Source organism: Aureibaculum koreense (assembly GCF_034296135.1).
Classification (GTDB): Bacteria; Bacteroidota; Bacteroidia; order Flavobacteriales; family Flavobacteriaceae; genus Aureibaculum.
This window is the reverse complement of record NZ_JAXKVV010000005.1, coordinates 146,412-165,945: the sequence shown is the minus strand read 5'-3', so window position 1 is coordinate 165,945 and position 19,534 is coordinate 146,412. Positions and strand designations below refer to the sequence as shown.

Genomic DNA, 19,534 nt, shown 5'->3' with positions numbered 1-19,534 from the left:
TTGCACAAATTTGTGATATTAGTTAAGCACAATTAAGATTTAATAGCTTTAGTAAATCATCTTCAATATTTTGTCCTTTATCGGTATTGTACCAAACTTGTAAACGCTCTTTAAAATCAGCGTCAAGTACACCATACTTTTCTTTTTGTTCGGCTACCATTTTTGTAGCTTCACTTGGTCTTGGACCCCACGAATTTACAACTTTATTTGTTTCGGTTTCTAACAGAATTAGTTTAGGAATTGACATACTCCCATTTGTTAAAAACAGATTCATCAGTGCTTCGTTTTCATCACGCAAAACAATTTTTAAATCAATATTTTCTGAAGATTCCGCAACTTTATTGATTATAGGCAATACCTGTGCGGCATCACCGCACCAGCCTTCTGAAATTACTAAAAACGTGTATTTTTTGATTAAATTTTGAGTGCAAGAAGTTGTTTTATCTGATAAGGTAAAGGTTTTATCCAACCTTTTCATTCTGCTATTGTTCAACTTACTGTAATGTAATAAATCTTCAGATTGATTTGGCCCAGTGGATTTTCCCTCTTTTAAAAGACCTGTGACTAAGTTCCTATATTCTTGATACGAAATTGCTTTTTCTAAGCTGTTTTTTATAATGTTTTCCAAATGATTTATTTTAAACTGTAAAACTATGGCATCCTTAGTCTTTAGAATCTTAGAAACATTACATAAACACGCAATATTTATTTTGAATTGTACATAGATTTTAAATTACCCAACATCACCTGCGTAATTTTTTCTAAATCAAAATTGGGTTTCCAGTTCCAATCTTTTTGGGCTTGGCTGTCATCTATACTTTGCGGCCAACTATCGGCAATTTGCTGTCTAAAATCGGGCGAATAGGTTATTTTAAAATCGGGAATATGTTTTCGTATGGATTCAGTTATTTCTTTGGGCGTAAAATCAGTTGCAGAAATATTATACGCAGCAAAATTTTCTAGTGTATCAGCTCCCATCAAGCCAATGGTTGCATCAATAGCATCATCCATGTACATCATGGGCAATCTGGTGTTTTCGGACAAAAAACAGTCATAAGTACCATCTTCCAGGGCTTTATGGTAAATTTCTACCGCGTAATCCGTTGTACCACCACCTGGAGGGGTTTTCCAACTGATAATACCAGGATAGCGTACACTCCTTACATCTATACCGTATTTTGCTTTATAATAGGCACACCAGCGTTCTCCTGCCAATTTACTTATTCCGTAAACCGTAGAGGGTTCAGTAACAGTTACTTGTGGTGTATTTATGTTGGGTGTACTTTTACCGAAAACTGCAATAGAACTCGGCCAAAAAACTTTTTTTAGGTATCCTTCTTGAGCTAATTCTAGTACATATAATAAGCTGTTCATGTTTAAATCCCATGCCCTATGAGGATATTTCTCAGCAACAACCGATACCATGGCCGCCATTAAATAAACTTCTGAAACATTGTGCTTTTTAATAATATTTAAAATAGACCCTTTATAAGTGGCATCTAATATTTCAAAAATACCGTTTTGCATCAATTCGTTCGAGCCTTCTTTAATATCTGAAGCAATTATCTTGTCATTGCCGTAAATATCTCTTAGTTTCATGGTAAGTTCAGTACCTATTTGACCACAGGCACCAATGACCAGTATTGCAGAATCACTCATTTATCTAAATTTAAAAGATTACAAACTTAATAAAATTATAATCCCTAATTTAACCTAAAGGTTACTAATTTATTTAACTTTGCCTAAAGCCATTTTGGATTATAGCTTATGGGTTATTTAAAACTTTTCTGCATTTTAATTTTTGTCGTGTCAATTGCATCTTGCAAAAACAATGAAAATAATGTTGTGGATCAAAATGTTGTACAGTTAGATTCAATTATCGATACTGATAAAAAAATAATAAGAGCCATAGGTGAAACGCTGACACCTGAATCAAAAGAAAAGGTTGAAGATTGGAAAGAATACCAACAATTAGATGATTTTTTAGATAATTTTTATAGTAGTTCGCCAAATGAGGCATTAAATCTTTCAAAAGAATTAGCTAACACTACAAAACAACTTAAAGATTCCATAAAAATTGATAGGTTTAAACAAGCAGATGTTAGTATTAGAATTAATGTAATTCACAATTATGCTTTGCGTTTGGCCGACATGGCAACCATACCAAGCATAAAAGTAGAAGAAGTACAAGAAGAAACGCAAAACATTTTAGATGCTTTTTCTGCTTTAAACTCTAAAATAAACAATTTGACAAAACAAGAAAAATTGGAAGAAGAGTTGAAAAACTTTACCGCACCAATTCAAATTGGCGGTGATCAGGTTATTAAGCCCGATTCAATTCCCGAGCAACAACCTATTTAGAAAATTTAATGAAATAAGATTTTTACCAACTTACTAATTACCTCCAACATTAACATTTTTAAATAAAACGGAATAATTTTACTAAATTTGATGAATTACATTAATTCAAATTCTCCTATATGTTTAAAAAATTACTTCCCGTTATATTTTTATTGTTCACGATTAATCCTGTATTTACGCAAGAATTACCTTTAGATGTAAATAACCCTAACGGCATTCTTAAAAGTAAAAGTGCTGACAATACTTTTGAAAATACCGTAAATCTTTATGAAAATTATTTCTCATCTAAAGATATAGCCAAAAAAGGTAGCGGTTATAAACCTTTTAAAAGATGGGAATATCATTGGAGTCGTTATCTTCAAACGGATGGAACCATTGCTCCTTCTAAACATTTATGGAATGCTTGGGAGCAAAAACAAGAAATGACAAAATCGGCTAAAGCGGTAAGTAATTGGTCAGCCGTTGGTCCATTTTCACAATCAAGTAACAGTGGTCAAGGAAGAATTAATGCAATTTTTGTGGACCCTAATAACGCAAATACAATTTATGTTGGTGCACCAGCTGGTGGTTTGTGGAAATCTATAGATGCTGGCGTAAACTGGACTCCCTTAACTGATGACCTACCTCAAATAGGGGTTTCTGGAATTGCCGTAGACCCCAATAACTCTAATATAATTTATATATCAACAGGTGATGATGATGCTGGAGATTCTTACTCAGTTGGTGTGTTAAAATCAACTAACGGTGGTGCAACTTGGTCTCAGACAGGCTCTTTAGGTGCTTTAAACGGGGACAATTTCTACCCTACAAGCAACGAAATTTTAATAGACCCTACCAACTCAAATATTGTTTGGGTTGCAACTGGAAATGGATTATTTAAATCGACAGATGCGGGTGCCTCATGGAGAAATACAATTCCCAAGATTCATATTAGAGATTTTAAATTAAAGCCCGGTGAACCAAATACTATTTATGCAGTATCAAGAAGCACATTTTACAGATCCACAAATGGCGGTACCGCATTTACTTCTACGGCTACTGGTTTATCAAATACTAATTCTACAGGGAGGTTAAGAGTTGAAGTAACTCCGGCAGCTGGTGCAACTGATAATGTTTATGTCTTAGCAACGGATAATAGTTATGCTTTTGTGGGTGTTTATAAATCCACCGATAGCGGTTCTAATTTCACAAAAACTGCTGAGAATGATGATATTTTTGGAAGTAGCCAAGCTTGGTTTGATTTGGCTTTTGCCGTTTCACCAACTGATGCAAATTTAATGTTTGTTGGTGTACTGGATATTTGGAGATCCTCTAATGATGGTGATAATTTTTCGAAAATTAATAACTGGAGGTTTCAGACGCCCTCTTATACCCACGCTGATATTCATTTTTTAAGATATTACAATAATATTTTATACGCTGGCACTGATGGTGGTGTATATAAATCAACCAACAATGGTAGTACTTTTACTGATCTCACTAAAAATTTAGCCATTAGTCAATTTTACAAACTCTCTGTATCCAAACAAACTTCTACTAAAATGTCCGGTGGTCTACAAGATAATGGTGGGTTTTCTTTAATAAATAACAACTGGCACAATTTTCATGGTGGTGATGGTATGGATTCTGCTGCTGATCCAAATAATGAAAATACTTTTTATGGCTTTACTCAATATGGTGGTGTCTTAACTAAAACTACCGATGGTGGTTTAAGCAGCACAGCCATTGCATTTGCTCCAGCTTCAGAGACTGGTACTAATGATAGTGGTGGAAATTGGGTTACTCCTCTGGTAATTAATAAGGCTGGAGAAATTTATGCAGGTTATAGACAATTGTATCAATTGATAAACAACGGCTGGGTTCAAGTTTCTAATCACAGTTTTGGATCAGATCTTGATGCTATTGAAATAGACCCGAGTAATAGTAATAATATATTAGTTTCCAGAGGTAATACAATTTATATAAGTAATAATAAGGGTAAAACCTTTACAACACGTAACTCATCACAAACTGGTATATCGGGTATAAATATTAGCTCAATAGAATTTCATCATTCTAATAGTAATATTGTTTGGATAACAACTACTGGAGTCAGTAATGCTTTTGGCCCAAGTAGTGGGCATACCGGTGGCGGCGTTTATAAATCTACAGATGGTGGTTTAACATTTACCGATATCTCTACAGGATTACCAAACGAATCTAAATTTGTAGTTAGGCACCATCCTTTTACAACAAACAATTCAATTTATGTGGGTACGGCCTTAGGCGTGTATCATTTAAATGATGACCTAACATCGTGGGAAGTTTTTTCTACCAATTTACCCAATGTTGCCGTACCAGATATTGAAATTAACCCATACGATGCTAAAATTACTGCCGCTACTTATGGCAGAAGTGTATGGCAATCTAGTATTCCTACAATTACGTTACCTGCTAATGAAGTGGAATTGACGCAAATAAGTTCACCTAACAATAATGTTACATGTGGTCAAATAACACCCAAATTATTAATTACTAATAACGGGCAAAATACTTTGACTTCTTTTACTGTAAATTATAATGTTGATGGTGATGCTAACCAAACGTTTAATTGGACAGGTTCTATTGCTTCAAATGCAAATACCACTATAGAATTGCCAACCATTGCCGCTACTACAGAAGGCTCTCATATATTACAAACCGAAATTGTTTTAGCTGATGACGCAAACATATTTAACAATTCAGCAACAACAACCTTTAGCACTAATACAACAGCACAAGGTCAAGAAATTAATACTTTTAACGATGCGAATACGGATAAATGGATAGTTTCAGATAATAATCTATGGGAAATTGGAACACCGACTACATCTTTATTAAATAACAAAGTTGCTTCAGGCTATATAACAAACCCGTCAGGAAATTATCCCGATCAAACTACAAGTTATTTGACTTCTCCTTGTTATGATTTATCACGTTTGGAAAATCCTGTTTTAAAATTTAAAATGGTATTTGACCTTGAAGAAAATTGGGACGTGGTTTACGTAGAATATTCTACCAACCAAGGAGCTGATTGGCAAGTGTTGGGAACAGCTAATGACCCAAATTGGTATAATAGCAACAGAACAAATGCTTCTTCTGGAGCTGCTGACGACTGTCAAAATTGCCCTGGAGCCCAATGGACGGGCACTGATACTACGTTAAAAGAATACAGCTATAGTTTATCAGCCTTGAACGGAGAATCTAACGTAATTTTTAGATTTGCTTTTGTTTCCGACCCCGCAGTCAATAATGAAGGAGTGGTGATTGATGATTTTGTTATTGACGCCACAGCTATTTTAGCCGTTGACGATTTTGAAGAAGGGGAATTTTTAATTTATCCAAATCCATCTACATCAACTTTTAATATTAAAAGAAAAAATACAGCTGGACAAAATATGAATATCAACATTTTTGATGTTACCGGAAAATTAATTAAACAAAAAACCAATATTGCTGATGGAAACTATCAACTGAAAATGAACGGAGTTGCCAAAGGTATTTATTTTCTAAAAATAAATATTGACAATAAAAATATGGTCAAAAAACTAATATTACAGTGATACCTTTTAAAATTTTGTTAAAGAAGCCGTCCAATTATTGACGGCTTTTTTTATTTTTTTAAATTGCCCTTTTTTTTGATATGACATTGAATTTAAAAGAAATTGATAGCGTTAAAACGTTATCAAAAAAGGATTTTATAAAATATTATTATAAACCTCAAAAACCTGTTGTTGTTACACAAGGAATAAACGATTGGCCAGCATACACCAAATGGAACTTAGACTATATACGAGAAAAGGCAGGCAACAAAATAGTTCCACTTTATGACGATAGACCCGTAAATTATAAAGATGCTTTCAACGAACCTCACAAAAGGATGAAGATGAAAGATTATATTGACCTGTTAAAAGCTGAGCCTACAAAATATAGGATTTTTTTATGGAACATTTTAAAAGAAGTACCTGAACTTCAAAACGATTTCTCTTATCCCGACTTTGGTTTGCGTTTACTTAAAAGTTTACCCATGCTTTTTTTTGGAGGCAAAGATTCCTATACTTTTATGCACTACGATATTGATTTGGCAAATATTCTTCATTATCATTTTGAAGGTAAAAAGAAATGTATATTGTTTCCACAATCCGAGAGCAAATACCTATATAAAATACCAAGTTCCCTTATCACCAGAGAGGATATAAATTTTTCCGATCCTGATTTGGAAAAATGGCCTGTTTTGAAAAAGGCTAAGGGCTTTGTAACGGAATTGGAACATGGAAACATGCTCTATATTCCCGAAGGTTATTGGCACTATATGCAATACATAACACCTGGATTTTCTATGAGTCTAAGGGCCTTAGCAAGGAAACCGTTGCATTTGGGCAAAGCGATTTACAACATTATAATTATGAGAAGTTACGATAATACAATGCGGAAATTAAAAGGACAGCAATGGATCGATTGGAAAAACGAACAAGCTATTACAAGAACGAACAGGTATTTATAATAAAAAATTTCTTGAAACCGGCTATCCTCAAGGCAAAGCCATCGGTGTATTTCGCTAGTTTCATTTTGGCTTGAGACTAAAAATCGAAATTTTCTATTTTACCTCACCCAGAACTGCCGAAACTAGTATCAGTTCTGACCTCTCCTAAGCCCGACTGCCGGACGGGTGGGGAGAGGTAAATCAGAAACCTCGTGGCGGAGCCATCGAGGAATCTTTTTGATTTAAACCCATATTTTCAATTACTTATAATATATTTGCAACCGCCATTTAAAATGTCCTAACCAATGAAAAAAACAATTCTACTACTGGCCTTATTAGGTACATTATATGCAAATGCACAAGCGTTTTACGGAAAAGATGACAGTAAATTTCAAGTAGGTGTTAATTTTCAGCACAACGCAACTTCAATAAATGTGGCTTATGATTATGGTTTGGGCGAAAATTTTTCAATCGGTGTAACTTCGTCTTACGCCTTAGGTGTACCCGAAATATTAGACGCAAAATTCGACGACCGTTTCGATTTAAAAGGAAGATTTAATGCCAATATCGGTTCTGTATTGAATATTGATGAAAATTTCGATTTTTACCCAGGTTTGAATTTTAGCATAAAGAATTTCGGTGGGCATGCAGGAGCCCGTTATTTTTTTAGTGATGGTTTTGGTGTCTTTTCTGAAATTAATTTCCCCATTGCAAAATACAATTCTGGTGAATTGACCGATGCGGAAAAATTACACAACCAATTTACATTTAGTATTGGCACGGTATTTAATTTGAACTGATTTTTTAAGAAATCAATTCTCTTACTTTATCATAAACTAAATTTGTCTCCCAGCCTCTATACAATAAATAATCAATCAACTTTTTTTTCTTTTTTTGAATGTTTTTTTCGGTTATTTGAGTAAGTTTTTTCTCTGCTAACTGATTAAACGTGTTATAGTATTCTTTTTCATCAATTTCCTTAAGTGCTTGGTTTATGTTGTAATTTGTAATTTTTCTATACTTTAACTCTCTAACAATCCTAACTTTTCCCCATTTTTTAATATTGAACTTGCCCCTTGCATATGCTTTCGAAAAACGCTCTTCATTTAAAAAATCATGCTGTAGCAGATGTAATATAATTGTTTCCTTTTCTTTAAGTGACAAATGCATTTCGTATAATTTCCTTTCAACCTCAACATGACAACGTTCTTGATAAGCACAATAATTTTCCAGTTTCCTTTTGGCCTCATCAAGCGAATAATTTTTTTTATTGATCATAACTTATTGCGAATCAATTAATACTACATGGGAAAATACTGCGTTAAGTTGTTATAATAATGTGGAAATTATTTATAACTAGATTTTTTAGGGCTTAATCCATTAACAAGCCAATATAATATTTTATTACGAAAGCCCAATATGGGCATTTAAATAAAATGCATAACAACGACCTTGTTTATTTAAAACAATGTCTGATTATAGACTAAAAAATCGGTAAAACTTTTGAAGATGAACCGTAAAGTAGCAGTATTGTTAGGCATATTATTGTTAAATGTTAATGCGTATACTCAAATATTACAAGAGGGTTTTGAAAACCCTTTAACAGGATGGACCCAATATCAAGTTACTGGTAGTATTCCTTTCAGCAGAACTACTGCACAAGCTAATACAGGTAGTTATTCAGAATTTACATATACACCAAATGCAATTGGTTTTTTTGGAACAACCAACAATCAAGTTTGGTTAATTTCACCTAGTTTAAATTTATCATCAGCGGAAGATATTGAATTATCTTATTTTCAAAGGAATAGAACCCGTCCTGGCTCAGCACCGTTAAACCCAACACAACAAGTATTGTATTCAACAAATTATAGCGGTTCTGGAAACCCAAATGCCGCCACTTGGACGGTTATTAATTCTGCAAATGCTACTAATAGCTGGACTAAAACAACCATTTCAGGTCAAATTCCAACAAATTCAAATGTTTATATTGCTTTTAGATACGTGGGCGATAGTTTTAACTTTTTTATCCCATTTACGGATAGGGAATGGTATATAGATAATATTGAAATTTTAAGTTTACCGTGTTCATATACAACTACATGGAATGGTTCATCATGGAGCAATGGAGTACCAAATGCCAATACATCTGCAATTATAAATGGTAATTACAATACAAATACCAATGGCAGTTTTGAAAGCTGTAACTTAACCGTAAATTCAGGAAGAACAGTTAATATAAGACCCAATACCCATATTACGGTAAATAATAATTTAACGGTAAACGGAACAGTACAGGTTAGAAATAGAGGTTCGTTACTGATGACGGATGATGATGCCCAAATATCGGTTAACGGTACGTTTAGAGTTCATAAAACCACAACAACGTTAAATGATAATAATGATTATACCTATTGGTCATCGCCAGTAGAAAATATAAATATTTCCTCTGTTTTTGCATCACCAAATTATAATCAAGGCCGTCTTTACTATTGGGATCAATCAGCAGTTAACGCCATTCCCTATGGAGGAAGTGAAGCATTAGGTGAATGGATACCCGCTGCGGGACTAACCATGCAGGCCGGTAAAGGTTACATTTCGCAAGGGCCAACAACGGGTACTTATCCCTTAAACGCAAGGGTTAGGTTTACTGGAAAACCCAATAATGGTGAAATTGAACTTACAGGAAATTCAGCGGTATATAACCCTGGCAACCCGAATGATGATTTGAATTTAGTAGGCAATCCTTACCCTTCAGCTATAGATGCAGATGAGTTTATTAGTCAAAATAGTACTGATATAAGTGGTACGCTTTGGTTTTGGACACATACTACACCTAATAACGGAAGTACGTCAGGCGAACAATATACAAACGACGATTATGCTGCCTATAACCTAACAGGAGGCACGTCGTCGGCTCCTTCAGCTGGGGCAAATGGGGTTACGCCAAATCAGTTTATAGCATCTGGTCAGGGTTTTATGGTAGAAACACTTCCTACCGTAAGTTCTATAAAATTTAATAATTCCATGCGAGTTGAAAACAACAACAATCAATTTTTTAGAGGTATAGATACTAAAAAATCGGCTCCTTTAGAAAAGGATAGAATATGGTTAAATGTAGAAAGTAATAATGGCGGAGCGTTCAGTCAAATTTTAGTTGGTTTTTTTGAAAACGCAACCGACGGAGTTGACCAAGGTTATGATGGAAAGAAAATCTCTGAAGGTTGGATTAATTTGTACTCAGCAATTGATTCTCTAAAGTATGCTATTCAAGGTTTAAGCAGTTTTAGTTCTGATAAAAAAGTAGCATTGGGCTTTCAAACGTATATTGATGATCCTTCTATATTATATAGTATTAGTATCGATAAATTTGAAGGGCAATTAAAAAATAGCGACATTTTTTTAGTTGATAATGTTTTAAATATTACTCACGATTTAAAACAGGGAAATTATAATTTTACCGTAGCAGAAGCAGGTAATTATCCTAACCGTTTTACATTACAGTTTACACAAGCTACCTTAACCACTGAAGATATAAAAACCAATAACCAATTTTCAGTTATTAATAATGAAAACGCTGTAAATATAAAAGCTAATAACACAATTGATTTTGTAAAAATATATGATATTACTGGTAGGCTATTAATTGAAAAAAATGTCAATAATAGTGATGTAAACATAAATACACAATCATTGATAAAAGGTTCAGTTTTAATAGTAAATACTTTTTTTGAAGATAATAGCTCATTATCTAAAAAGATAATTTTGACAAAATAAAAGCAAAAAAAAACCTATAGTATGGATGTTGCATTGCAACATTACCACAACCATAGGTTTTTTATGATATAATACTACCTTATTTTATCTCATTACCATCTTTATCGAAAAAATGATATTCAAGATATTGGTAAGCATCTCTTGGTATAACTTTGATCCACTTTTTATATTTAAAAAACCATTTTTGTTGAATTGAGGGCATCCCCTTTTTAAGATAAGATTCTACAAAAGAATGTGCATGAAGCGTCAGTCCTTTTTTAGATTTACCTATAATCCTTTCCAAATGATTTTCAATTTTATCTACCAAAACGATGGGAGCCTCAACCTCGCCATTTACGTTTGGATTTTCTTCTTGCGTTTTAATGACCATTTCTGGTCTTACACGTTGTCTGGTAATTTGTACCAGACCAAATTTACTCGGTGGCAAAATTTTGTGTTTTGTTCTGTTAGATTTCATCTCATTTTTTAGATGATCAAACAATTTTTGTCTATGACTTGCGGTGTGCATGTCTATAAAATCTACCACAATAATTCCGCCCATATCACGCAATTGTAACTGACGTGCTATTTCCGATGCTGCAATTAAATTTACTTCTAATGCCGTATCGGCCTGTGAATTTGCTTTATTTGAACGATTACCGCTATTTACGTCAATTACGTGTAACGCTTCGGTATGTTCTATTACTAAATATGCTCCTTTTGGCATTGACACTGTCTTACCAAATGCTGTTTTAATTTGTTTCTCTATACCGTATTTTTCAAAAATCGGCAACTTTGATCTGTAAAGTTTAACTATTGAAACTTTTTTAGGAGCAATTACTTCTAAATATTCCTTGAGCTCTTCGTATAACTGAGCATCGTCTGTTACAATACTTGTAAATGAGTCATCAAAAATATCCCTAAGAATAGAAGAAGCCCTGTTTAATTCAGATAGCACTTTTGCCGGAGCTTGAGCCCTTGGCAATTGTTTGCTTAAGTTTACCCAGCGTTGTAAAGAATTTTGCAAATCTTTATCCAGTTCGGCAACTTTGATCCCCTCGGCAACCGTTCTTAAAATAACGCCAAAGCCTTTGGGCTTAATACTTTTTGCAAGTCGTTTCAACCTTGCTTTTTCCTTATTGTTCGATATCTTTTGCGACACCGAAACCCTATCGGAAAAAGGTACCAGCACCAAATATCTACCGGCAATTGAAAGTTCAGAACTTATACGAGGCCCTTTGGTTGATATTGGTTCTTTAACAACTTGTACCAATAAATTTTGACCAGCTTTTATAACTTGGTCAATAGCTCCATTCTTGTTTATGTCTTTTTCTAAATGGAAATCTTTTAAAGTGTAATCTTTTAGTTTACCCGTGCTTACCAACTTAATGTACTTAGTTAAAGATAACAATTGCGGTCCTAAATCATGATAGTGTAAAAAGGCATCTTTTTCACTGCCTACATTTACAAAAGCTGCATTTAAGCCTGACAACGTTTTTTTAATTTTGGCTAAAAATATATCGCCTACATGAAAATTGTTGTCGTTTGTTTCTTTGTGTAACTCATTAAGTCTGCCATTTTTTAATAAGGCAAAATCTATATCAGAGGAAGTTGATCTAATAATTAATTCTGTTTTCACTCTGTATAAGTTTTGTATCCGCACCACAATGGTACAGAAGGATTAAAAAAATGTTTACGAGTTAAATAACCCGATGAAATTTGTTTTTGCAAATTTCTTTTTCAAAGAACGATTTGTGCTAACAAAAGAAAAAATAGCTTAAGCTATTTTTTCTTTTTATGCCTATTTTGTCTACTTCTTTTTTTACGCTTGTGAGTAGATATTTTACTGCGTTTTCTTTTTTTACCACTTGGCATAATCTATATCTGTTTTTATTGTGAATACTTATTTTACCGGTACATTCTTTTTTACACCCTCTACAAAAACTTTAGCTGGTTTAAAAGATGGAATGTTATGTGCCGGAATTTTGATTGTGGTATTTTTAGAAATATTTCTTCCGGTTTTTTCGGCTCTAGTTTTAATAATAAAGCTTCCGAAACCTCTTAAATAAACATTTTCGTCATTTTCAAGCGAATCTTTTACTTCTTTCATAAAGTCTTCGACCACTCTTAATACATCAACCTTTTCAATACCAGATTTTTCCGAAATACTGGCTACAATCTCTGCTTTTGTCATGCTAAATTTATTTTATTATTGTTATAAGTGTATTTTTTAGGGTCGCAAAGATAAAACAATAAATCAATTTTAACTAGCCAATCTGTTAAAATTTAACGAGATAAAACCTTAATTTTGCGTGTTTTAATGATGAGCTGCTTCAAACTATGGATTTTTCTAAGGTATTAATTAACTGGTATTTACAAAATAAGCGAGACCTACCTTGGCGTAAAACCGAAGATCCGTATTGTATATGGCTATCTGAAATTATTTTACAACAGACCCGAGTTAACCAAGGTTTAACCTATTACGAAAAATTTATTACCTCTTTTCCAACCGTTTTCCATCTCGCTAAAGCTGATGAAAAGGCAGTGCTTAACTTGTGGCAAGGTTTAGGGTATTATTCAAGGGCTAGAAATCTTCATTTCTCAGCTCGCTATATAGTTGATGAGTTAGGTGGAAAATTTCCAAACACCTATAAAGATCTTTTAAAACTTAAAGGCGTTGGTGATTATACCGCATCTGCCATTGCATCTATTTGTTATAACGAGCCATGTGCTGTTGTAGATGGTAATGTTTACCGAGTTTTAGCTCGCTATTTTGGAATTGAAACTGCTATTAACAGTACAGAAGGTGTTAAAATCTTTAAAAAACTGGCTCAAGAACTGTTGGATGACAAAGATCCAGCAACATTTAACCAGGCCATTATGGAATTTGGGGCCACACAGTGCAAACCTAAAAATCCCGATTGCTCTGTTTGTCCTTTTCAAAATTCTTGCAAAGCTTTAGCAAAGAATGAAATTAACGATTTACCTTTCAAGAATAGAAAAGTAAAAGTTAGAAACCGATTTTTTAATTATTTGGTGGTAATCGACAAAAACAATGGTATTATACTCAATCAACGTACAGGTAATGGTATTTGGAAAAACTTGTACCAATTTCCATTGATCGAAACTTCTAAAGAAATTGACATAAAAGAGTTAATAAATATTGACGAATTTCATCGAACTGTAAATGCTAACACAAGCAACATCTCGTTATTTAACGAAATTCCTATTATACATAAATTAACGCATCAACATCTATCAGTAAAATTTTGGGTGATAAATTCGGATGAAGAAATTGATAACAGCATTTCAATTAGCGATTTTGAAAAATACCCCGTACCTATACTAATTCACAAATTTGCCGACGCATACTTTTAACTTTCCAATTCTTTATTTTAAGATTGAACTGATTTAAACTTTTCGCGTTTTAGCGAAAATTAGTAATTTTTTGACCAATTGAAGGCTTTTTTGAGTTGTATAGTAGGGCTATGGAACTGAAAAAAGACAAAAAGTGGGCAAAAAAGAACAATTTTTTAGCAAATGGAAAAAGTTTAAATCAGTTCATCTATATTTTCATTATCTTTGACACACAATTCTATTATCATGGCAGGTACGTTAAATAAAGTAATGTTGATCGGAAATTTGGGGGATGAAGTTAAAATGCACTATTTTGATGGAGGCAACTCAATTGGTAGATTTCCAATTGCAACTAATGAAGTTTATACGAACAGACAAACTAGCGAGAGAGTAACCACCACAGAATGGCACAATATTGTGGTCAGAAACAAATTGGCTGAAATTTGCGAAAAATATTTGAGCAAAGGAGATAATGTGTATGTAGAAGGTCGGATTAAAACCCGTCAATGGGACGATCAGAGCGGCAATAAAAGATATACTACTGAAATTCACGCTTTGGATGTTCAATTTTTAAATACTAAAAAAGATTTAGAAAGTAGCCAATCTAAAAACGCATCATCCACCTCATCAGCTAATCAAACTTCACGGCCAAAAAGTGATGAAGCTCCAAAGGAAATTGATGACGATTTACCTTTTTAAGTTTAATTAAACCATTTAATATTGGATCCCGAACCCGCGAGTTTATTTATCTTAACAACCATTGATTGGTCATTTTCCATCGGAATAATTGCTCTTTTTTCCTTACTACTAATATCGGCATTGGTTTCCGGATCAGAGGTTGCCTTTTTTTCATTGTCAAAAACAGCTTTAAATGAAGCTGAAGATTCTAAGAAAACAGTTTTGGTTTCTGCGTTATTGGAGCGTCCAAAAAAATTACTGGCCACCATATTAATTACCAATAACTTTATCAATATTTTAATAGTATTGCTATTTGCCTATTTGGGCGATTTTTTCTTTAGTGGTATTACCAATTTAGGGATTCGGTTTTTACTAGAGGTAATTTTGGTAACCTTTTTAATTTTACTCTTTGGCGAAGTGCTGCCCAAAGTTTACGCCAACAGAAATGCCTTAAAATTTGCCTCATTGATGGTAACACCAATTAACATTTTAAGCGTGTTGCTTACCCCATTAAGCGTTCCTTTGTTAAATTTTACCAGTATTATAGAAAAAAGGCTAGGCAAAAAAAATTCGGACTTCTCGGTAGAAACACTATCTCAAGCTCTTGAACTAACTTCAGAGGAAGGTTCCTCTAAACAAGAACAGAAAATTTTACAGGGTATAGTAACTTTCGGAAATACGGAAACAGTACATGTTATGTGCCCAAGAACAGATGTTTTTGCTTTGCCCGAAAGTGACAGTTTTACCGACGTAGTTGCTAAAATCATCAAAAATGGGCACTCCAGAATTCCAGTTTACGAAGAAAATATTGACGAAATTACTGGCATTCTTTACTCTAAAGACTTATTGCCGCATCTCAATAAAAAGACATTTAACTGGAAAAAAGTAATCCGTCAACCTTTTTTTGTGCCTGAAAACAAAAAGCTAGATGATTTGTTAAGAGAATTTCAAGAAATGAAAAATCACCTAGCAATAGTAGTTGACGAATATGGTGGCACCTCGGGCATTGTAACCTTAGAAGATGTTATTGAGGAAATTGTCGGCGATATTAGCGACGAGTTTGATGATAACGATTTAAATTATTCTAAACTCGACATCAATAATTATGTGTTTGAAGGGAAAATCGCTTTAAAAGATTTTTATAAAGTGTTAAAGGTAGATGACTCTATTTTTGAAGAAAACAAAGGTGAGGCTGAAACATTGGCAGGATTTATATTGGAAATAAACGAAAAATTCCCTCAATTAAACGAGCAAATTATCTTTAATGATTATAAATTTAAGATAGAGGTATTAGACAAAAAACGTATTAAACAAATAAAAGTAACAAAACCTGATGTACAAAATGTTACCACAGATTAAAAGTATAATTCTTTTAACATTAACAATAACTATACTTACCTCATGCTCCAATGAGGAATATTTACCAAAACCAAAAGCCTTTTTGCGTTTGGCCTACAGTGATGCCAATTATAAAGCAATATCAACCGATTGCCCTTATGAATTTGAGATACCCGAGGGTGCTCAAGCCGATTTTAACGAAAGATGTTGGGTCAACATAAAATATCCAAAACTAAAAGCGTCACTAAACATTACTTACAGATCGGTAGAGAACAACCTGTCTGAATTATTGAGAGAAGCAGAAAAATTGACATATAATCATACTATAAAAGCTGACAATATCATCTCTAAAGATTATGAAAACATTAATTCCAAAAAATATGGAGCTTTGCGAGAAGTAATTGGCAACGCAGCTTCACTTTTACAATTCCACATAACTGACAGCACGAAACACTTTATTACCGGAGCATTGTATTTTGAGGCAAAACCAAATTACGATTCCATTTTGCCAGCGGTAAAACATATTGAGAAAGATATAGAACACATTATGGAAACCCTAAATTGGAACTAAAAATTTCTTAAAATTTTTAGTTTCCCCCAACCAGAATTGCAAAAATGCAATTCCGCCCCCCGAAGGGGAGGTAATTTAAACTTCGTTTAGCGAGAGCAAATAATAGTAAAAGATTTTAAAATTGACTGCAATTAAAAAATATAAATACACAAAGACAATTAGAATTTGGCTAATTATAGGTTTGGTTATGCTTATAGGTCAGGTTGTGCTTGGTGGCATTACTAGGTTAACCGGTTCTGGATTGTCAATTACTCGTTGGGATATTATTAGTGGAACAATCCCGCCGCTTAATGCTGAGCAATGGCAGGAGGCTTTTAACCTTTACAAAGAAACCCCTCAATACCGTAAAATAAACTCGCATTTTGATCTTTCCGACTTTAAATTTATTTATTTCTGGGAGTATTTTCACAGGCTTTGGGTCAGAATTTTAGGCTTTATTTTTCTTATTCCTTTTGTGATATTCATAATTAGGAAAAAAATTAATTTTTATTTAATAAAGAGATTGCTTCTTGTTGTGGTATTTGCTGCACTAACTGCTTCGGCAGGATGGATTATGGTAAAAAGTGGGTTGATAAACAGGCCTTGGGTAAATGCCTATAAACTAACATTGCACTTTATTTTAGCATTAATTAGCATTGCATTTATGGTAAAGACCATTGCAGATGTCTATAACTATAAAGATACTTCTCGCAAAAAAAATAGTCCCCTTTTGCCAATTATAATTCTAGTTACTTTCGTTCAAATGATATTTGCGGGATTAATGGCAGGCATGAAAGCAGGTTTATATTATCCAACATGGCCAGATATGAACGGGTATTTTTTACCTGAAGTATTGCAAGAAGCAGACAATTGGAAGTTAATCAACCTTACTAATTACGACACTTTCACTTTTGCCCCGGCATTGGTACAATTTACACATCGCTTATTTGCTTATTTATTAGTTGCCCTGACCGTGTATTTATTTTACAAATACAGGAAAGCCGTTTCTAGAATTTCACAATTTTGGTTAAATACAATTACACTTTTAATTTTCTTACAGCTTGTATTGGGAATAATTACTGTTTTAAATATAAAGCCGGGCATTCCTTTGGTTTATGGAGTGCTGCATCAATTGGTAGGTTTGCTTTTCTTTATTAGTTTATTCTTTTTTTACTTTTCAATGAGAAGTAAAAATAAAGTATAAAAAAAGGCTTCCGAATCGGAAGCCTTTAAATAGTGTTTTGTTTTTAAAAAATTAGCTTTTAGCTTCTTCTTTAACCTCTTCAACTTTTTCCTTAACAGCCTCTACTGCGTTATCAGCAGATTCTTTTAAGTCCTCAGCTTTAGCTTTTACTGAATCAACAGCTTCTTCAGCTGTGTCTTTTACGTCTTCAACCGCCTCTTCAGCAGATTCTTTTACGTCGTTTGCTGTCTCCTCTACTTTATCAATAGCCTCGTCAGTCTTGTCTTTTGCTTCTTTACAAGAAACAGCAATTAAACTTACTAGTACAATTGCGAATAATCCTTTAATTAATTTCATTTGTTTTAAATTTAGTTTTTTAATACGTTAACGAAACGCAAAATAACTAATTATATTTTACATGAACAAAAGTTTTTTTTCGTTTTTTTTATTCGGATTTTTTAACACCTTCCACTTTGTACAGGTCACCTCCCGCAATTTCTTCAACAATTTTAACTATCTGATTTTCAGATATTTTATTAGAGTCAAATTCAACTATTCCTGTTTTATCTTCAAAATTTACCTCGGCAAATTTAACGCCATTTGCCTTGGAAAGTTTAGATTGAATGGTTCTTGCACAACCAATTTCACATGTCATTCCGTCAATTTTTAAAGAAACCTTCTCAAAATTTGCAACTATTTTCTCAGAATCGCTATCGGATTTTTGAATAATATCAGCATTTTTTGCCCCATCCGTTTTAGAGTTTTTATCACAAGAAAATAGTACACCTATGCTAATAAGGAATATTACAGCTTTTAAAATTTTCATTATTATTTATTTTAGCGGTAAAATTAATGAAAAAATCAGCACCGCTTATATAATGTTATCTTAAAATTAAATCCGTTAAGGCTAAAATTTTACTTAAAAAATAGATGAATTCAAATACTTAATAAAATTTGTACTCCACTTCTTGATTATTTACAAAATTGAAGTATATTTGCACCCGCTTGCTGCGAAGCAGGCTCATTTTCAAATAAGTAAAACCCTATAAATGGGTTTTTATAAAAACATTAATTATATGTACGCAATTGTAGAGATAGCAGGGCAGCAATTTAAAGTTGCTAAAAACCAGAAGGTATTTGTACATCGTTTACAAGACAAAGAAGGGTCAAAAGTTACTTTTGACAATGTTCTTTTATTGGATGATGGTAAAGTAACCCTAGGTGCCCCGGCTATAGAAGGTGCAGCAGTAACTGCTAAAATCCTTAAGCACCTAAAAGGTGACAAAGTAATCGTTTTTAAGAAAAAACGTAGAAAAGGTTACAAAGTAAAAAACGGACACCGCCAATATTTATCTGAAATTCAGATTGAAACCATAGTGGCAAGCGGTGCTAAAAAAGCTAAAAAGGAAGAACCAAAAAAGGAATCCCGAAGCGTCGGGACTAAAAAGGCTGAACCTAAAAAAGAAGCTAAACCTAAAGTAGCAGCAGCTCCTAAACCAGCGGCTAAAAAAGCTCCTGTAAAAACGGCTACTGCTGATGATTTAAAAAAGATAGAAGGTATTGGTCCAAAAATTGCGGAAATTTTTGCTGAGGCTGGTATTGATACTTTTGCTAAATTAGCAAAAGCTTCTCAAAAAGAATTAAAGGCTATTTTAGAAGGTGCAGGTTCAAGGTATGCTTCTAAAAATCCTGGTTCATGGCCTAAGCAAGCTAAAATGGCTGCTGAAGGTAATTGGGACGAGCTAAAAAAATGGCAAGACGAAACCAAAGGTGGTATTGAAGAATAATACCCGGAAAAAAATTATTTAAA

General features: G+C 33.4%; 18 protein-coding genes. 11 read left to right on the top strand and 7 right to left on the bottom strand.

Annotation, left to right across the window (positions count from 1 at the left end; translation table 11 throughout):
* Nucleotides 1–22: 22 nt before the first annotated feature.
* Both UMM65_RS06790 and UMM65_RS06785 read right to left on the bottom strand, forming a co-directional pair.
* Nucleotides 23–628 (bottom strand): thioredoxin family protein, encoded by a 606-nt coding sequence (locus UMM65_RS06790; RefSeq protein ID WP_321975736.1) that lies wholly within the window; start codon nucleotides 626–628, stop codon nucleotides 23–25.
* A 77-nt stretch (nucleotides 629–705) separates the two neighbouring features.
* On the bottom strand, nucleotides 706–1,659 hold the full coding sequence (locus UMM65_RS06785; RefSeq protein ID WP_321975735.1) for an NAD-dependent epimerase/dehydratase family protein: 954 nt from the start codon (nucleotides 1,657–1,659) through the stop codon (nucleotides 706–708).
* Between the two features lie 147 nt (nucleotides 1,660–1,806).
* Here UMM65_RS06785 and UMM65_RS06780 point away from each other — a divergent pair, with 147 nt between their 5' ends.
* The 4 genes from UMM65_RS06780 (at nucleotide 1,807) to UMM65_RS06765 (ending at nucleotide 7,662) form a co-directional block, all read left to right on the top strand.
* A complete protein-coding gene (locus UMM65_RS06780; protein WP_321975734.1) occupies nucleotides 1,807–2,361 on the top strand; it encodes a hypothetical protein in 555 nt (184 codons plus the stop codon).
* A 119-nt stretch (nucleotides 2,362–2,480) separates the two neighbouring features.
* Nucleotides 2,481–5,942, top strand: coding sequence for a T9SS type A sorting domain-containing protein (locus tag UMM65_RS06775; protein ID WP_321975733.1), 3,462 nt, complete (start codon nucleotides 2,481–2,483; stop codon nucleotides 5,940–5,942).
* 80 nt (nucleotides 5,943–6,022) lie between these two features.
* Complete coding sequence (locus tag UMM65_RS06770) at nucleotides 6,023–6,883, top strand: cupin-like domain-containing protein (RefSeq protein ID WP_321975732.1); 861 nt, start codon at nucleotides 6,023–6,025, stop codon at nucleotides 6,881–6,883.
* A 284-nt stretch (nucleotides 6,884–7,167) separates the two neighbouring features.
* Complete coding sequence (locus UMM65_RS06765; protein ID WP_321975731.1) at nucleotides 7,168–7,662, top strand: DUF6646 family protein; 495 nt, start codon at nucleotides 7,168–7,170, stop codon at nucleotides 7,660–7,662.
* A 4-nt stretch (nucleotides 7,663–7,666) separates the two neighbouring features.
* On the opposite strand, the gene UMM65_RS06760 is transcribed toward UMM65_RS06765, so the two are convergent.
* A complete protein-coding gene (locus UMM65_RS06760; RefSeq protein WP_321975730.1) occupies nucleotides 7,667–8,140 on the bottom strand; it encodes a regulatory protein RecX in 474 nt (157 codons plus the stop codon).
* 231 nt (nucleotides 8,141–8,371) lie between these two features.
* Here UMM65_RS06760 and UMM65_RS06755 point away from each other — a divergent pair, with 231 nt between their 5' ends.
* Entirely contained in the window at nucleotides 8,372–10,639 is a 2,268-nt protein-coding gene (locus tag UMM65_RS06755) for a hypothetical protein (RefSeq protein WP_321975729.1), read from the top strand.
* 79 nt (nucleotides 10,640–10,718) lie between these two features.
* On the opposite strand, the gene UMM65_RS06750 is transcribed toward UMM65_RS06755, so the two are convergent.
* Together UMM65_RS06750 and UMM65_RS06745 are read right to left on the bottom strand one after the other, a co-directional pair.
* The gene (locus UMM65_RS06750; protein ID WP_321975728.1) at nucleotides 10,719–12,257 is read right to left on the bottom strand and encodes a ribonuclease E/G; all 1,539 of its coding nucleotides are present in this window, start codon (nucleotides 12,255–12,257) and stop codon (nucleotides 10,719–10,721) included.
* Between the two features lie 264 nt (nucleotides 12,258–12,521).
* Nucleotides 12,522–12,812: an HU family DNA-binding protein gene (locus tag UMM65_RS06745; protein ID WP_117879720.1), complete on the bottom strand. Its 291-nt coding sequence runs from the start codon at nucleotides 12,810–12,812 to the stop codon at nucleotides 12,522–12,524.
* Between the two features lie 146 nt (nucleotides 12,813–12,958).
* On the opposite strand from UMM65_RS06745, the gene mutY reads away from it, so the two are divergent.
* The 5 genes from mutY (at nucleotide 12,959) to UMM65_RS06720 (ending at nucleotide 17,745) form a co-directional block, all read left to right on the top strand.
* The gene (mutY, locus tag UMM65_RS06740; protein WP_321975727.1) at nucleotides 12,959–13,996 is read left to right on the top strand and encodes an A/G-specific adenine glycosylase; all 1,038 of its coding nucleotides are present in this window, start codon (nucleotides 12,959–12,961) and stop codon (nucleotides 13,994–13,996) included.
* A 225-nt stretch (nucleotides 13,997–14,221) separates the two neighbouring features.
* Nucleotides 14,222–14,674, top strand: a complete 453-nt coding sequence (locus tag UMM65_RS06735) for a single-stranded DNA-binding protein (RefSeq protein ID WP_321975726.1) — start codon at nucleotides 14,222–14,224, stop codon at nucleotides 14,672–14,674.
* Nucleotides 14,675–14,695: 21 nt separating this feature from the next.
* Complete coding sequence (locus tag UMM65_RS06730; RefSeq protein ID WP_321975725.1) at nucleotides 14,696–16,012, top strand: gliding motility-associated protein GldE; 1,317 nt, start codon at nucleotides 14,696–14,698, stop codon at nucleotides 16,010–16,012.
* Nucleotides 15,996–16,562 carry a gliding motility lipoprotein GldD gene (gene gldD, locus UMM65_RS06725; protein WP_321975724.1) on the top strand — a complete coding sequence of 189 codons (567 nt, stop codon included), beginning with the start codon at nucleotides 15,996–15,998 and terminating at the stop codon, nucleotides 16,560–16,562. Before UMM65_RS06730 ends, gldD begins: the two co-directional genes overlap by 17 nt.
* 121 nt (nucleotides 16,563–16,683) lie before the next feature.
* The gene (locus UMM65_RS06720) at nucleotides 16,684–17,745 is read left to right on the top strand and encodes a COX15/CtaA family protein (protein WP_321975723.1); all 1,062 of its coding nucleotides are present in this window, start codon (nucleotides 16,684–16,686) and stop codon (nucleotides 17,743–17,745) included.
* A 51-nt stretch (nucleotides 17,746–17,796) separates the two neighbouring features.
* On the opposite strand, the gene UMM65_RS06715 is transcribed toward UMM65_RS06720, so the two are convergent.
* A complete protein-coding gene (locus UMM65_RS06715; protein WP_321975722.1) occupies nucleotides 17,797–18,081 on the bottom strand; it encodes a hypothetical protein in 285 nt (94 codons plus the stop codon).
* A gap of 88 nt (nucleotides 18,082–18,169) precedes the next feature.
* Nucleotides 18,170–18,550: a heavy-metal-associated domain-containing protein gene (locus tag UMM65_RS06710; protein WP_321975721.1), complete on the bottom strand. Its 381-nt coding sequence runs from the start codon at nucleotides 18,548–18,550 to the stop codon at nucleotides 18,170–18,172.
* Nucleotides 18,551–18,800: 250 nt separating this feature from the next.
* Here UMM65_RS06710 and rplU point away from each other — a divergent pair, with 250 nt between their 5' ends.
* Nucleotides 18,801–19,511: a 50S ribosomal protein L21 gene (rplU, locus tag UMM65_RS06705; protein WP_321975801.1), complete on the top strand. Its 711-nt coding sequence runs from the start codon at nucleotides 18,801–18,803 to the stop codon at nucleotides 19,509–19,511.
* The last annotated feature ends 23 nt before the right edge of the window (nucleotides 19,512–19,534 follow it).

Coding starts and splice junctions, on each gene's coding strand:
- UMM65_RS06785 (WP_321975735.1), bottom strand. CDS start 1,659: ATGAGTGATTCTGCAATACTGGTCATTGGTGCCTGTGGTCAAATAGGT.
- UMM65_RS06775 (WP_321975733.1), top strand. CDS start 2,481: ATGTTTAAAAAATTACTTCCCGTTATATTTTTATTGTTCACGATTAAT.
- UMM65_RS06770 (WP_321975732.1), top strand. CDS start 6,023: ATGACATTGAATTTAAAAGAAATTGATAGCGTTAAAACGTTATCAAAA.
- UMM65_RS06765 (WP_321975731.1), top strand. CDS start 7,168: ATGAAAAAAACAATTCTACTACTGGCCTTATTAGGTACATTATATGCA.
- UMM65_RS06760 (WP_321975730.1), bottom strand. CDS start 8,140: ATGATCAATAAAAAAAATTATTCGCTTGATGAGGCCAAAAGGAAACTG.
- UMM65_RS06755 (WP_321975729.1), top strand. CDS start 8,372: ATGAACCGTAAAGTAGCAGTATTGTTAGGCATATTATTGTTAAATGTT.
- UMM65_RS06745 (WP_117879720.1), bottom strand. CDS start 12,812: ATGACAAAAGCAGAGATTGTAGCCAGTATTTCGGAAAAATCTGGTATT.
- mutY (WP_321975727.1), top strand. CDS start 12,959: ATGGATTTTTCTAAGGTATTAATTAACTGGTATTTACAAAATAAGCGA.
- UMM65_RS06735 (WP_321975726.1), top strand. CDS start 14,222: ATGGCAGGTACGTTAAATAAAGTAATGTTGATCGGAAATTTGGGGGAT.
- gldD (WP_321975724.1), top strand. CDS start 15,996: ATGTTACCACAGATTAAAAGTATAATTCTTTTAACATTAACAATAACT.
- UMM65_RS06715 (WP_321975722.1), bottom strand. CDS start 18,081: ATGAAATTAATTAAAGGATTATTCGCAATTGTACTAGTAAGTTTAATT.
- UMM65_RS06710 (WP_321975721.1), bottom strand. CDS start 18,550: ATGAAAATTTTAAAAGCTGTAATATTCCTTATTAGCATAGGTGTACTA.
- rplU (WP_321975801.1), top strand. CDS start 18,801: ATGTACGCAATTGTAGAGATAGCAGGGCAGCAATTTAAAGTTGCTAAA.